Here is a 13,473-nt window from a genome sequence, read left to right as displayed (position 1 = left end):
AGCCTGCGATGGCCCAGACTGAGATTTCCGGCGCGTCAGTCGCCGGAGCACCTGTTATCACGGCGATGCAGGTGATCCCGGTCGCTGGCCGCGACAGCATGCTCCTCAACCTGAGCGGCGCGCATGCGCCGTTCTTCACCCGCAACATCGTCATCCTCACCGACAATGCCGGCCACACCGGCGTCGGCGAGGTGCCGGGCGGGCAGAAGATCTGGCAGACGCTCCAGGACGCGCGCGACCTCGTGATCGGAAAGACGGTCGGCGCGATGAACAACATCCTCGCCGATATCCGTACCGCCTTCGCCGACCGCGACGTCGGCGGACGCGGCAAGCAGACCTTTGATCTTCGCGTGATGATCCATGCGGTCACCGCGATCGAATCCGCGCTGCTCGACCTGCTCGGCCAGCATCTCGGACTGCCCGTCGCAGCACTGCTTGGCGAAGGCCAGCAGCGCACCAGCGTCGAGACGCTCGGCTATCTCTTCTTCGTTGGCGACCGCCGTAAGTCGAAGCTCGACTACGTCACTGGCGAGACCGGCAAGCCCGACTGGTTCAACCTCCGCCACCAGGAGGCGATGTCGCCAGAGGCCGTGGTGCGGCTTGCGGAGGCGACCCACGACCATTACGGCTTCGCCGACTTCAAGCTCAAGGGCGGCGTGCTCCGCGGCGAGCAGGAGATCGAGGCGGTTACCGCAATCGCAAAACGCTTCCCCAGCGCGCGCGTCACGCTGGACCCCAACGGCGCCTGGTCGCTCGATGAGGCGATCAGCCTCTGCAAGGGCATGCATGGCATCCTCGCTTATGCCGAGGACCCCTGCGGCGCCGAGGCCGGCTTCTCCGGCCGCGAGATCATGGCCGAGTTCCGCCGCGCCACCGGCCTGCCGACCGCCACCAACATGATCGCCACGGACTGGCGGCAGCTCTCCCATGCGCTGCGGCTCGGGGCCGTGGACATCCCTTTGGCCGATCCTCATTTCTGGACCATGCAAGGCTCGGTGCGCGTGGCCCAGACCTGCCGTGACAACGGCCTGACCTGGGGCTCGCACTCCAACAACCATTTCGACATTTCGCTTGCCATGTTCACCCATGTCGGCGCCGCCGCCCCCGGCAAGGTCACCGCGATCGACACCCACTGGATCTGGCAGGACGGTCAGGCGCTGACGAAGGAGCCGCTCCAGATCAAGGGTGGCAAGATCGCCGTCCCTGATAGCCCGGGCCTCGGCATCGAGATCGACCGCCCAGCCATCGAGGCCGCGCACGAGCTTTACAAGAAGCATGGACTCGGCGGGCGGGATGACGCTATGGCCATGCAGGACTTGATCCCCGGCTGGACGTTTGACGACAAGCGTCCCTGCCTCGTGCGTTAGAAACGTTCCCCTGGAGGAAAAAGATGACAGCGATCCTGAAGAACTTCATCGGCGGCGAATGGGTCGACGGCTCCGGCGTCACCAGGAACATCAACCCCTCCAACACCAATGATCTCGTCGGCGAATATGCCAAGGCCGACAAGGCGCAGACCGAGAAGGCGATCGCCGCCGCGAAGGCCGCCTTCCCCGCCTGGGCACAGTCGACCCCGCAGGCGCGCTACGACGCGCTCAACAAGATCTCGGCTGAAATCCTGGCCCGTAAGGAAGAGCTCGGCCGCCTGCTCGCGCGCGAGGAAGGCAAGACCCTCCCCGAAGGCATCGGCGAGGTCGCCCGCGCCGGCCAGATCTTCGCGTTCTTCGCCGGCGAAGCGCTGCGCCTGATCGGCGAGAAGGGCGCCTCGGTGCGTCCCGGCCTCGACGTCGAGCTCACCCGTGAGCCGGTCGGCGTCGTCGGCATGATCACGCCCTGGAATTTCCCGATCGCGATCCCCGCCTGGAAGATCGCGCCGGCGCTCTGCTACGGCAACACCGTGGTGTTCAAGCCGGCCGAGCTGGTGCCTGGGTCTGGACATGCGCTCGCCGAGATCATCACCCGATCCGGGATTCCCGCCGGCGTGTTCAACCTCGTCGTCGGCTCCGGCTCGGTGGTCGGCCAGACCCTGCTCGAGCATCCGGACGTCGCCGCGATCTCCTTCACCGGCTCGGTGCAGACGGGACGCAAGATCGCGCAGACCTGCGTGCTCTCGAACCCCATGAAGAAGTTCCAGCTCGAGATGGGCGGCAAGAATCCGCTGGTCGTGCTCGACGACGCCGACCTCAAGACTGCCGTCGAGGTCGCCGTCAACGGCGCTTATTTCTCGACCGGCCAGCGCTGCACCGCCTCATCCCGCCTGATCGTCACCGAGGGTATCCACGACCGCTTCGTCGCCGCCATGGCCGAGCGTCTGAACAGCCTGTCGGTGGACGATGCGCTCAAGGCCGGCGTGCATATCGGCCCCGTGGTGGACCAGAACCAGCTCGACCAGGACCTCCGCTACATCAAGATCGGACAGGACGAAGGCGCCAAGCTCGCCTTCGGCGGCGAGCTGCTGAAGCGCGAGAATCCCGGCCACTATCTCCAGCCAGCGCTGTTCACCGAAGCCAACAACAACATGCGCATCGCGCGTGAGGAGATTTTTGGCCCGGTCGCCGCCGTCATTCGTGCGAAGAATTACGAAGAGGCGCTCGCCATCTCCAACGACACCGAGTTCGGCCTCGCCTCCGGCATCTGCACCACCAGCCTGAAATACGCATCGCATTACAAGCGCAATAGCGAGTCCGGCATGGTGATGGTCAATCTGCCGACTGCCGGCGTCGACTATCACGTGCCGTTCGGTGGCCGGAAGGGCTCGAGCTACGGCGCCCGTGAGCAGGGCTCCTACGCGCGCGAGTTCTACACCACGGTGAAGACGGCTTACACCAATCCGGGCTGAGATATCGTTGAGATTGTAGGGTGGGTTAGCGCAGCGTAACCCACCTCTTCTGCTTTCCGCAGATACAGACATTGGTGGGTTACGCCGAGTGATTGCGCTCCGCGCAATCACGGGGCTAACCCACCCTACACTTCGGAGTCCTCGATGGACCAGGACGTCGCAGCGAAAGAGCAGCCCCGCTACATCAAGCTCAACGAGCGCGACAATGTCGCGATCGTGGTCAATGATTTCGGGCTCCCCGCCGGCGCGCGCTTTGCCAGCGGCCTGACGTTGCGCGCCTTCGTGCCGCAGGGACACAAGACCGCGCTGGTCGACATTGCGGAAGGCGAACCGATCGTCCGCTATGGCGAGATCATCGGCTACGCGCTGTCGCCGATCCTGGCCGGCGAATGGGTGGACGAGGCGCGCATCCGCATGCCGGAGGCCCCTGCCCTCGACAAGCTCGAAATCTCGACCGCCGTCCCCGCACCGCTGCCGCCGCTCGAAGGCTTCACCTTCGAGGGCTACCGCAATCCGGATGGTTCGGTCGGCACCAAGAACATCCTCGGCATCTCCTCCTCCGTGCAATGCGTCAAGGGCACGATGGAATATGCGGTGAAGCGCATCCGCGCCGAGCTGCTGCCGAAATATCCGAACGTGGATGACGTCGTGCCGCTGACGCACGCCTATGGCTGCGGCGTCGCCATCACCGCGCCCGACGCGGTGGTGCCGATCCGCACTCTGCAGAACCTCGCGCTCAACCCGAATTTCGGCGGGGAGATCCTCGTTGTCGGCCTCGGCTGCGAGAAGCTCGCACCCGAACGCCTGGTGCCGGAAGGCGTGGGTGACGCCATCGTGCGCATGCAGGACGAGGCTTTCAACGGCTTTGGCGCCATCGTCGAGGCGATCATGACCCAGGCCGAAGCGCGGCTCAAGGTGCTCAACACCCGCAAGCGCGAGACCTGCCCGGCGTCCGATCTTGTCATCGGGCTGCAATGCGGCGGCAGCGATGCCTTCTCCGGCGTCACTGCCAATCCCGCCGTCGGCTTCGCCGCGGACCTCCTGGTGCGCGCCGGCGCCACCGTGATGTTCTCGGAAGTGACTGAAGTGCGCGACGCGATCCAGCTGCTCACCCGCCGCGCCATCAACGAGGACGTCGGCCGCGCGCTGGTGCGCGAGATGGCCTGGTATGATTCCTATCTCGCCCGCGGCGGCGCCGACCGCAGCGCCAACACCACGCCCGGCAACAAGAAGGGCGGCCTCGCCAACATCGTCGAGAAGTCGCTGGGCTCGATCGTCAAGTCCGGCTCGAGCGCGATCACCGGCGTGCTCTCGCCCGGCGAGAAGGCAACGCAGAAGGGCATGCTGTTCGCCGCGACACCCGCCTCCGACTTCATCTGCGGCACGCTGCAGCTCGCCTCGGGCATGACGTTGCAAGTGTTCACCACCGGCCGCGGCACGCCCTATGGCCTTGCGGCAGCACCGGTGATCAAGGTCGCGACGCGCAGCGAGCTCGCGCGGCGCTGGAAAGACCTGATCGACTTCGACGCCGGCAAGATCGCAACCGGCGAGAAGACCATCGAGGAGACCGGCTGGGACCTGTTCCGCCTGATCCTCGATGTCGCCAGCGGCCGAACCAAACCCTGGTCGGACCGCTGGGGCATCCACAACGACCTCACGCTGTTCAATCCCGCGCCGGTGACCTAAAGCGTTTCCGAGCGAAGTGGGTCCCGGTTCGCGTCAAGAAAACGCGTCAAACAGAACCGTCACTGTCCCTCGATCAAGTGCATGTCGCCCAGCGTGAGCGGCAGGCTTCGGACGATGAGGTTCGCGATCGCCGCACGCAGCCGTTCGCTCGAACCCGCGTCCTCGAACGTCGCTTCGATCGGTCCGCTCGGGCCGGCGATCCGCACCGTTCCAGTGTTGTCGAGCGGCGCGGCCGCCCTCTTCTCGATCACGTCGAACGACTTGCCCTCGATGATGCGAACCTCGTACAAGGCGTGGATCAGTCCGTAATCCGCAAGCAGCGTCCGATATTCGGCGAACCCGACGCCCTCGACGTTGCGGCCGTTTCCAAGCTTCGATCTCGCCCGGGTGACGACGATATACGCATCCAGTCCCTGCGGCGTGACATCGCTGCGAACCAGCTCCTTGAACGGGTCGCTCCGCAGCAGATTGACCGGCGCGACTACCGAATCCCTGATCGCGGCGAAGGCCGCGCGCCGGTAGCTCACCGGCTGCACATGAAACCGTCCGCTCAGCAGCTTCGTCGCCTGCTGGACGATCAGCTCGTCCAGCCCCCATGCGCTGATCGAAGCGGTCTGCGCGGCGTTGTCGAGCCCGGTCAGGCCGGCTCGCGTCAGGCTGATCTCCTCGCCGATCGCCGAGATGATACCGACGGTCTTGATCGCTTGGAGCCGGCTCGCACGCGTCTCGAACGCCGCGGCGGCACCGAGCGCGACGCTGGCGATCGCGCAGGCGAGAGTTAGGATGATCTTGCCACGCATGGTCTATCGGATCCTGAAATCGAACGAATAGGACGCACCGAGACCGACGGTGGTCTGGTTCGAGGATCCCCGCAGCTTCACCAGCGGGCTATCCGCGACATCGCCGAGCAGCTTCTGGTACTCGACATAGGCGTGGACCTCCCACTGCGGGTTGATGCGGTAGGAGATCTGGCTGCCGAAACCGACCGAGTGCGCACCGCCTCTGGCATCGTATCTCGGAAGCCCCGATGCCAGCGCCTGCACGGCATCGACGCCGAAATACGGCGCAGTGGCATTGGTGCTCTTCCAGGTGAAGCGCGGGCCGGCCGAGATCGTCAGCCTTTGAATCAGCGGCACGATGACGTCGGCAGATACATCCGCGACGGTGCCGGTATGGCCGCCCATGCCCTGGCGCAACTCGCTGCGCAGGCGCAGCCAGTCGACCGGATAATACTCCACGAAGCCGCCGAGCTCATAGGCGGCGTCGACATTGCCAAGGCCGGTCAGCTCGGCATATTTGTCGGCCTTCCTTGAGGCGACATATTTGAACGCGGGGCCGGCGCGAAAATGGCCGATGTCGAGCAGCGCGATACTGGCGCTGTCGCGCGGTCCGCGAAACTGGTCGATCGATCCGGCGCGGCGGATGGAGAAGATCGGGATCGGAAGAAACTTCCCGTTGTTCGATCCGACGAACTCGGGCTTGTATTCGCCGCCGATGCCGACCATGACGGTCCAGTTGCCCGACGGCGAGGGCAGCATCGGCAGCTCCAATGGCGGCGCTGGCAGCGTGAAGGCGGTCTGCGCCGAGACTGATGGCGCAGTCGCCATGATCGCACCGAGTGCGGCGAGACAGGCGGTCGTCCGCCGCACAATCGCCGTGAGGCGGAGAGCGGCTTCTTCGAAATCATTCATTGCGGGGCCCCGGACCGGCCTTGCAGGCCGAGTCGACTGTTGTGATTAGGAGCCACAGCATCTGGTCCGGCTAAATTGCCCGAAGATTGCAAGGTGCGATCGGATGCTCCCCAGGGCCATGTCCGGCGCTGGCAGGCACGCCCGCCGGATCAACATTGCCCCAACATTGCATCGCCGCGATCACGCGCTCAAAAACGTGACGGGCCGTGCCCGCGAGCTCGCCCGGTCCTGCCTTTTATTCGCCAAGCTCGCCGCCTTTATGGGAACCCTCGCGCACGAGCCGAAGCGCCAGAGTTCGGCCAGGGAGCGTCACGGTCAGGGTTTTGTTGCCCCAGCAGAGTCAAGGACGACCCGCGTGCGCTCCCTCGTGATCGAAGACGAACCACAGATCGGCGCCTATGTCAGCCGGCTGCTCGGGCAATTGCACGGCATCGTCGACCTCGTCGGCTCGATCGCCGATGCCCGCCAGGCACTGGACAATTTCAAGTATGATCTGGCGATCGTCGACCGGATGCTGCCCGACGGAGATGCGCTCCAGGTGGTCACGGCGCTGAGCCAATCGGCGGAGCGGCCCGCAATCATCATGCTGACGTCCAAGGACGCCAAGGAGGACGTCGTCGAAGGGCTCAATGGCGGGGCCGACGACTATCTCGGCAAGCCGTTCGAGCCACAGGAATTGATCGCGCGCGTGCGCGCGGTGCTGCGCCGGCCCCGGCTGCTCGCCCCATCGGTGCTGTCGCTCGGCAACGTCGAGCTGCACCTCGGCAGCAACGAGGCGGTGGTCGCCGACACCAAGATCCTGCTGCGCCGGCGCGAGGCGCTGATCCTGGGGGCGCTGCTGATGCGGCGCGACCGCGTCATCACCCGCGCCGCCCTGATCGAGGAGATCTACGGCTTCGACGACGAGATCGAGTCCAACACGCTCGAGGCGCAGGTCTCGCGCTTGCGCAAGAAACTGGCCGAGCTCGGCGGCGACGTCGAGATCCGCAGCATGCGGGGCATCGGCTACATCCTGCGACTGGCAACGCCGCGATGACGTCGATCGCCCGGACCTTCGCGATCTCGCTCGGGATCGCCGCAACGACGATTTTCCTGATCATGCTTGGTATCTTCATCTGGCGGTATCCGACCGAGGAACGCGAGTTTAGGTCCTGTCAGGTCGTGGCTGCCGTTCTCGATCGCGCAACGGTCATCGAAGGGCAAAAACTGACGGTACGTTCGACTCCTGCCCTTGAGGAATTGAAGGCGGACAGCCCAAACCTCTGGTACGTCGTGTCCGCGGGCGACCTGCTCAGCGAATACGGCAGCGAACATCGGCCCGCGCTCCCCTTCGTATTCCCCTACCACGGGCCCGTCGGTTCGTCCGTCTTCAGCACGCTCGACCAGAACAGCACTTTCTGTCTATCCGCCGTACAACGGGGCTCGTTGCGGCTCGCGATGATGGTCGGCGAGCCTCAGGTCCGCTTTGCCCGGATTGCAAGGACGTTTCTCCTTCGCAGGGTCTTTTCGATCGCCCTGGTGGCGCTGGCCTTTGCCGCGACCGTCGCCATCGGTTCAGCGCTTGCCGCACGTTTCGTCTCTCGCAGCATCGAGCGGGTGGCGCGTCGCGCGCTCGCGATCGATCCCTCGGCGCCGCAGGGCCTGATCTCGCTATCCGAGGTCCCTCGCGAGTTGAAGCCGCTGGTCGAGGCGCTGAACCGCGCTTTCAGCGAGATCGATGCCTATATCAGGATGCAGCGCCGCTTCCTCGGCAATGCCGCCCATCAGCTCCGCACGCCGCTGACCCTGCTGCGCGCCAAGATCGACGATGTGCCCGATCCGGCCCTGAAGGCCGAGCTGGTGCGCGACGTCCGCCGGCTGACCTCGCTGGTCTCCGCGATGCTGGACCTGGCGCGATTGCAAAATCATGCGATCGAGAAGCGGCCGATCGATCTTGCCCAGATCACGCTGGACGTGCTGGCCGATTTCAGCCCGTCGGCGCTGGACGCCGGCATCGAGCTTGCGCTGGAGCACGATGGAAGAGGTCCCTTCGTGGTGCAGGGCGTAGACGCTGCGATCCGAAGTGCACTTGCCAATCTCGTCGGCAACGCGCTCATCCACGCCCATGGCGCGCGGCGCATCGTCGCCACGATCGGCTGCGATGGCGTGGCTATTCACGATGATGGCGCGGGCCTGCCCGACGGCGCCGAACACGGGCTGACCGAGCCGTTTCAGACCGGCAACGCCGCAGGTGCAGGCGCCGGTCTCGGCCTGTCGATCGTCCGCGAGATCATGGCGGCGCATGGCGGGGAGCTGGTCGTCGCTTCCGCGCCCGGCTACGGCACGACGATGCGCCTGCGCTTTGCCGCGGCCGCCGCGCCGGCGAGATCTGCGCAGCTCGATCTGCAAGAGCATTGAGCGGGCGCATCGGCGCTTTTCGCGAAACCGTCCGGAAACATTGGCGCGGAAAACGTCTTCCGCGTTTCGTCCCTTCGCATCACGCAATCAATATCTGCGCCGAAGACAACGGGAATGTTCGCGCACGGGCGAACCTGTTCTGCCATCGCGGCGACCAAACCTCCGATCGACATCTTCCACGGAGATTCTCCCATGCGTGTTCTCTCGATGATTGCCGTTGCCGGCGCCATGATTGCGAGCTCGGCCGCCGCGTTCGCCAGCGAACTTCCCTCCTATGAAGTGACGTCGTTTCCGATCACGACAACGCAAGTGCAGGTGCTCGGCGGCGCCGGCGTCGAGGAGCAGTCTGCGAGCCCCGCGATGATCGTCGCCGGCATGCCGGCCTCGCCCGTGCAGGTCGCCGTGCTGTCGCCGCGGATCAAGCAGCTCGCGAGCGCGGGTTCGAATAACCAGGCGCGCTAAGCTTGGCGTTGTCGCTCCGGTTCGGCGCTTCGCGCCGACCGGAATGACGCGCTTCTACATCATGCTGCCCGGCATGAAGCAACGCACGCGCGGATGGCCGTCGATATAGTGCTTCCACACCATGGTGCGGCCGATCTTGTTCGGGACGGTGATCACGGCGCCGTCAGGCACCACGACCCACTCGTCGTCGATGCGCACGCGGTAGCGACCGCGATCGGACTCCCAATCGACGTCGGCGATGACGTAGCCGTCCGCATCCGAGCAGCATAGCCCGAACTCGCTACGCAAACTCTCGAACCAGGGTTTCAGGGGCGAGTTGGCGAAGCGGCCGTCGTCGCGCGCTAGCGCCGCATGCGTCAGAACCGCCAGCCCCAGCAGCACGGCGGCACACTGTCTTGCAGGTTTCATGTGGTCTCCGCGGTCGAAGTGATCACCGCGGGGCAAACGCTACCGTCCGCCTTCCGCATGGTGCGCGGCAGGCGTGGAGACGGCGACTCGCTCCCCCAGCAGCTTTGCCGACAGCTATGCAAATCCAGCGCCAGCGCGCATTCCGGGGAACTACTGGAGGGCGCCCGAGGCACGTTCGCCCTTCGGCGAAGGTGGCCGCACAGGCTGGAGACCCTGCGCTAGGGCCATTGAGACCGCGCAGCGTGCGGCTTGCGCCCTTACTGCTTTGCCGGCGACATCATCGCGCCGCCCTTTTTCGCCGCGGGCGCCGGTTGCTTGGCGGCAGCAGCCTGCGCGGGCAAGTATTTTGCGACGATGGCCGGATCGACCTGCGCGATGTTGGCATCGGGCAGGCGCGTCCAGGTCTCGTCCTTGCCGAGCAGCGCGATGCCGAGATAGCCGCGCAACGTCAGGGTCTGACCGTCGGGGCTGACCCGCATGTTGGCCTTCCAGATCTGGCCGTCGCGCGGATTGAGCACGTTGCCGCCCTCGTACTTCAATCCTTCGCGCTTCATGTCGCGGACGAAGGAGATGCCGAGCACCCGAGCGTTCTTGCGATCGTCGGTGCACTTGGAGCAGACCTCATTCGGGTCGTCGGTTGGCCGCGGGAAGGTCTTGGCGATCACGCCTTCGAAGACGCCGTTGCGATCGATGAAGAGGAACCATCCGACCGTCCTGCCGTCTTCGACCTTCTGCCAGAGGCCCGCCGCCGTGGGCTCGGCGGTCTGCGCCGCGCACGGCGTCACGATCGCGAGCGACAATGCGAGCGCCAGGAAGGAGAGCAGCCGAAAGCTGGAAACGAGAGTCCGCATTATGATCACCTTGCTGAGCCAATCACCTTTGCTGAGCCAAGACTTCGCAGAGCCAAACTGTGCTAAGCCAAAAACCTGGCCAAGCCTATGACCGGAATGGCCGCAGACTACGGCGATTTCACGAACGGTTCCAGCACCAGAAACATGGGGCATCGCCGCCCCGAACGCTTCCGTCAGTTGACACCGAGCTTCTTTTGCAGGCTGGAGGACGAGGTCGTGTACTGGAACACGAGCCGCTTCTCCGGATAGACATAACGATGGGCTTTTTGCGACATCAGCGCGCCCTCGTGGAAGCCGCACAGGATCAACTTGATCTTGCCGGGATAGGTGTTGATGTCGCCGATCGCGAAGATGCCCGGCACATTGGTCTCGAACGCGGACGTCTCGACCGGCACCAGATTGTTCTCCAGCGCGATGCCCCAATTCGCGACCGGGCCGAGCTTCATGGTCAGCCCGAAGAACGGCAGCATGGTGTCGCAGGCGATTTCGGTGACGCTGTTGTCGTTGCCCTTGACGGTCGCGCCGGTGAGCTTTCCGTCGGCGCCGGAGAGCGCGGTGACCTGGCCGAGCCGCAGATCCATCTTGCCACCGGCAACCAGCGCGCGCATCTGCTCGACACTATGGGGCGCGGCGCGAAACTCGTCGCGCCGATGCAGCAGCGTGATGCGCTTCGCAATCGGATGCAGATTGAGCGTCCAGTCGAGCGCGGAATCGCCGCCGCCGACGATCAGCACGCTCTTGTCGCGGAACGTCTCCATCTTGCGCACGGCGTAATGCACCGAGGTGCCTTCATAGGCCTCGATACCCGGTACCGGCGGGCGTTTGGGCTGGAACGAGCCGCCGCCGGCCGCGATCACCACCACCTTGCATTCGAACACCTTGCCGGCATCCGTGGTGCAGCGAAACAAGGGATCGCCGATCTTCTCCACGGTCTCGACCATCTCGCCGAGATGGAAGGTCGGATGAAACGGCTTGATCTGCTCCATCAGCGCGTCGGTCAGCCCCTGCCCCGAAACCTGGGGAATGCCGGGAATGTCGTAAATCGGCTTTTCCGGATAGAGCTCGGCACACTGGCCGCCGACCTTGTCGAGGATGTCGACGAAATGCGCCTTCATGTCGAGAAGGCCGAGCTCGAAGGCGGCGAACAGACCACACGGCCCGGCCCCAATAATCAGCACATCGGTTTTGATCACGTCGCTCATGTCGTCTCTTTATCGATCGTTATCGGTTGGACGGCGCCCGTTGGGCAGAGGTGACCCTGCCTGTCTAGCCAACGGGGATGGAACAGGGAAGGCATAAAAGCGGGATCGCCCCGCAGCCGCGCCCACTTGCCGGGGCAAAATAACTGGGCTGTAACGAGAATGGATATGACGGAGATCAATCGGTGAACGCGCCAGCCCGCCTCGACACGACCCCGCGCCTTGAGGACTTTCCGTTTCGCCTCAGCGACAACGTCCGGTTCGGCGACCTAGACCCGAACCAGCACGTCAACAACGCGGTCTATGCCACATATTTCGAGACCGGCCGTGTCACGCTGATGAAGCTTCCCGAATACGGGCTGACCCCGCCGGGGCTCGCCTGGATCATGGTGCGGCTCGACATGCATTTTCGCGCCGAGCTGCACTGGCCCGGCTCGATCGAGCTCGGCCTCGGCGTGGTCAAGCTCGGGCGAACGTCGGTGACATTCGAGCAGGTCGTGTTCTCGAACGGCACGTGCATTGCGTCGGCGACGTCGGTCGGCGTCCTGCTCGACGAGGCGACGCGCCGACCGGCGCCGCTGACCGCAGAGGTGATCGAGAAGCTCAGACCCTGGCACAAGCGCGGCATCGAGGTCGCGCCGCCGAGCATTTAGAGCATGATCCGGAAAAGTGTGTAGCGGTTTTCCGAAAAGATCATGCTCAAACAATAACCTAAAGCGCGATGACGATTCATCCTAATCGCATCGCGCTTTAGTCGACTTGGACAGTCTGCTTGGAGACGGATCAGGCCTGGCGCTCGGGCGTCGCCACGACGAGGCCGTCGAGCTCGTCGGAGACCTTGATCTGGCAAGACAGGCGCGAATTCGGGCGCACGTCGAAGCCGAAGTCGAGCATGTCCTCTTCCATCGGCGTCGGGCTGCCGACCTTCTCGCGCCAGGCTTCGTCGACATAGACATGGCAGGTTGCGCAGGCGCAGGCGCCGCCGCATTCGGCCTCGATGCCGGGAATACTGTTGCGGATCGCAGCTTCCATCACGGTTGCGCCGTTCTCGATTTCCACCGTGCGGGTTTCGCCCTTGTGGTCGACAAAGTGAATCTTGGCCATGTGTGCTCGTGCTGCCGCGGTGCTTTGAATGAAGGAGGGTCCCGGCTGTCCTATAACGGGTCGGTCAGCCCGGCGCCATAGCGTTTTGAAGCCAAATGATTCCCGCTTTGCGGGAAGAAAACGCGTCAAAACAAGCGACTAGAGCCCGGCTCCGGACGTATCGGCTCAACGCTTCAGCATCGCCGCGATGGCAGCGCGGGCCTCGGCCACCGCCTCTTTCAGCGCGGCGAAGGCGTGGGGCCGGCCATGGCCGGTCCGGATCGCAGTCTCCAGGCTGGCAGCGGCATCAGCGACCGCAAAGGCGCCGATCCCGCGCGCCGAACCCTTGAGCTTGTGCGCAAGCGTGCTGGTCTCGGCCGGCAATGCGGTCATCGCCGCGAGCAGACGGGCCGCCTGCTCCGCGAACATGGCCAGCACTTCCTGCTCCAACTCAGCGTCGCCGAGCGTCATTCGAGAGAGGTGATCGAGGTCGAGCGGGCTGTCGATGGGCGCAAGCGGGGGCGAAGGCATCCAGTCCATCCCTTGCAGTTCAGGCGTCATGGCGCAGGCCCCGGCTTCGCGCGACGGCCGCCGGTCCGGCGGTCAGATTCCCCTCACCCAAGCATGGAAATGGTTAACGAAATGTTTGGGGGATTTGACGCAGATCCGCCGGTTTATTGACGAAAAGTTGCCGCAATTGGCCGAGTCCGGTTGAGAATTGCGTTGATTGCTAAGGCGTTACGGCGCGATCCTGTTAACGATGATTAAGAATGTCTTAATCGCGGGCATTTCATTCGCGACGCTCTGCCAATAGGATGTTGCAGAAATTGGCGGACAAGCCGTCCGGGTGGGGACGG

At 64.6% G+C, this 13,473-nt stretch carries 14 protein-coding genes; 7 read left to right on the top strand and 7 right to left on the bottom strand.

The features are described 5' to 3' along the window. Nucleotides 1-8 precede the first annotated feature (8 nt). From gudD to garD, 3 genes are all read left to right on the top strand, one after another. A complete protein-coding gene (gene gudD, locus I6F17_RS20435) occupies nucleotides 9-1,367 on the top strand; it encodes a glucarate dehydratase (protein WP_225129778.1) in 1,359 nt (452 codons plus the stop codon). 23 nt (nucleotides 1,368-1,390) lie between these two features. Then, entirely contained in the window at nucleotides 1,391-2,839 is a 1,449-nt protein-coding gene (locus I6F17_RS20430) for an aldehyde dehydrogenase family protein (RefSeq protein ID WP_225129776.1), read from the top strand. 144 nt (nucleotides 2,840-2,983) lie between these two features. Continuing rightward, nucleotides 2,984-4,525, top strand: a complete 1,542-nt coding sequence (garD, locus tag I6F17_RS20425; RefSeq protein ID WP_225129774.1) for a galactarate dehydratase — start codon at nucleotides 2,984-2,986, stop codon at nucleotides 4,523-4,525. A gap of 59 nt (nucleotides 4,526-4,584) precedes the next feature. Here the strand turns inward: garD and I6F17_RS20420 are convergent, their stop codons facing one another. Next, the gene (locus I6F17_RS20420; RefSeq protein WP_225129772.1) at nucleotides 4,585-5,325 is read right to left on the bottom strand and encodes a hypothetical protein; all 741 of its coding nucleotides are present in this window, start codon (nucleotides 5,323-5,325) and stop codon (nucleotides 4,585-4,587) included. A 3-nt stretch (nucleotides 5,326-5,328) separates the two neighbouring features. After that, complete coding sequence (locus I6F17_RS20415; RefSeq protein WP_225129770.1) at nucleotides 5,329-6,216, bottom strand: MipA/OmpV family protein; 888 nt, start codon at nucleotides 6,214-6,216, stop codon at nucleotides 5,329-5,331. A gap of 355 nt (nucleotides 6,217-6,571) precedes the next feature. Between I6F17_RS20415 and I6F17_RS20410 the strand changes: the two genes are divergently transcribed. The 3 genes from I6F17_RS20410 (at nucleotide 6,572) to I6F17_RS20400 (ending at nucleotide 9,075) form a co-directional block, all read left to right on the top strand. Further along, entirely contained in the window at nucleotides 6,572-7,252 is a 681-nt protein-coding gene (locus tag I6F17_RS20410; protein ID WP_225129768.1) for a response regulator transcription factor, read from the top strand. Beyond that, on the top strand, nucleotides 7,249-8,613 hold the full coding sequence (locus I6F17_RS20405) for a HAMP domain-containing sensor histidine kinase (protein ID WP_225129766.1): 1,365 nt from the start codon (nucleotides 7,249-7,251) through the stop codon (nucleotides 8,611-8,613). The genes I6F17_RS20410 and I6F17_RS20405 overlap by 4 nt, the downstream gene beginning before the upstream one ends. 192 nt (nucleotides 8,614-8,805) lie before the next feature. Next, entirely contained in the window at nucleotides 8,806-9,075 is a 270-nt protein-coding gene (locus tag I6F17_RS20400) for a hypothetical protein (RefSeq protein WP_036015592.1), read from the top strand. Nucleotides 9,076-9,129: 54 nt separating this feature from the next. Here the strand turns inward: I6F17_RS20400 and I6F17_RS20395 are convergent, their stop codons facing one another. The 3 genes from I6F17_RS20395 to I6F17_RS20385 form a co-directional block, all read right to left on the bottom strand. Next, nucleotides 9,130-9,483 (bottom strand): hypothetical protein, encoded by a 354-nt coding sequence (locus I6F17_RS20395; protein ID WP_225129764.1) that lies wholly within the window; start codon nucleotides 9,481-9,483, stop codon nucleotides 9,130-9,132. 257 nt (nucleotides 9,484-9,740) lie between these two features. Beyond that, nucleotides 9,741-10,334 (bottom strand): DUF2147 domain-containing protein, encoded by a 594-nt coding sequence (locus I6F17_RS20390; RefSeq protein ID WP_225129762.1) that lies wholly within the window; start codon nucleotides 10,332-10,334, stop codon nucleotides 9,741-9,743. 173 nt (nucleotides 10,335-10,507) lie between these two features. Continuing rightward, nucleotides 10,508-11,536, bottom strand: coding sequence for an NAD(P)/FAD-dependent oxidoreductase (locus I6F17_RS20385; RefSeq protein ID WP_036015581.1), 1,029 nt, complete (start codon nucleotides 11,534-11,536; stop codon nucleotides 10,508-10,510). 182 nt (nucleotides 11,537-11,718) lie between these two features. On the opposite strand from I6F17_RS20385, the gene I6F17_RS20380 reads away from it, so the two are divergent. Continuing rightward, complete coding sequence (locus I6F17_RS20380) at nucleotides 11,719-12,186, top strand: thioesterase family protein (protein WP_036030229.1); 468 nt, start codon at nucleotides 11,719-11,721, stop codon at nucleotides 12,184-12,186. 130 nt (nucleotides 12,187-12,316) lie between these two features. Here the strand turns inward: I6F17_RS20380 and I6F17_RS20375 are convergent, their stop codons facing one another. Both I6F17_RS20375 and I6F17_RS20370 read right to left on the bottom strand, forming a co-directional pair. Further along, nucleotides 12,317-12,637, bottom strand: coding sequence for a 2Fe-2S iron-sulfur cluster-binding protein (locus tag I6F17_RS20375; protein ID WP_008143731.1), 321 nt, complete (start codon nucleotides 12,635-12,637; stop codon nucleotides 12,317-12,319). A 165-nt stretch (nucleotides 12,638-12,802) separates the two neighbouring features. Next, the gene (locus I6F17_RS20370; protein WP_225129760.1) at nucleotides 12,803-13,177 is read right to left on the bottom strand and encodes an Hpt domain-containing protein; all 375 of its coding nucleotides are present in this window, start codon (nucleotides 13,175-13,177) and stop codon (nucleotides 12,803-12,805) included. Nucleotides 13,178-13,473: the final 296 nt, after the last annotated feature.

The sequence above is a fragment of the Bradyrhizobium sp. NBAIM18 genome, from assembly GCF_020193825.1.
Taxonomy (GTDB): Bacteria; Pseudomonadota; Alphaproteobacteria; order Rhizobiales; family Xanthobacteraceae; genus Bradyrhizobium; species Bradyrhizobium yuanmingense.
The sequence above is the reverse complement of the archived record's forward strand: the minus strand, read 5'-3'. Positions and strand labels throughout refer to the sequence as shown.

Coding starts and splice junctions, on each gene's coding strand:
- I6F17_RS20385 (WP_036015581.1), bottom strand. CDS start 11,536: ATGAGCGACGTGATCAAAACCGATGTGCTGATTATTGGGGCCGGGCCG.
- I6F17_RS20370 (WP_225129760.1), bottom strand. CDS start 13,177: ATGACGCCTGAACTGCAAGGGATGGACTGGATGCCTTCGCCCCCGCTT.
- I6F17_RS20430 (WP_225129776.1), top strand. CDS start 1,391: ATGACAGCGATCCTGAAGAACTTCATCGGCGGCGAATGGGTCGACGGC.
- I6F17_RS20395 (WP_225129764.1), bottom strand. CDS start 9,483: ATGAAACCTGCAAGACAGTGTGCCGCCGTGCTGCTGGGGCTGGCGGTT.
- gudD (WP_225129778.1), top strand. CDS start 9: ATGGCCCAGACTGAGATTTCCGGCGCGTCAGTCGCCGGAGCACCTGTT.
- I6F17_RS20415 (WP_225129770.1), bottom strand. CDS start 6,216: ATGAATGATTTCGAAGAAGCCGCTCTCCGCCTCACGGCGATTGTGCGG.
- I6F17_RS20390 (WP_225129762.1), bottom strand. CDS start 10,334: ATGCGGACTCTCGTTTCCAGCTTTCGGCTGCTCTCCTTCCTGGCGCTC.
- I6F17_RS20420 (WP_225129772.1), bottom strand. CDS start 5,325: ATGCGTGGCAAGATCATCCTAACTCTCGCCTGCGCGATCGCCAGCGTC.
- garD (WP_225129774.1), top strand. CDS start 2,984: ATGGACCAGGACGTCGCAGCGAAAGAGCAGCCCCGCTACATCAAGCTC.
- I6F17_RS20375 (WP_008143731.1), bottom strand. CDS start 12,637: ATGGCCAAGATTCACTTTGTCGACCACAAGGGCGAAACCCGCACGGTG.
- I6F17_RS20405 (WP_225129766.1), top strand. CDS start 7,249: ATGACGTCGATCGCCCGGACCTTCGCGATCTCGCTCGGGATCGCCGCA.
- I6F17_RS20400 (WP_036015592.1), top strand. CDS start 8,806: ATGCGTGTTCTCTCGATGATTGCCGTTGCCGGCGCCATGATTGCGAGC.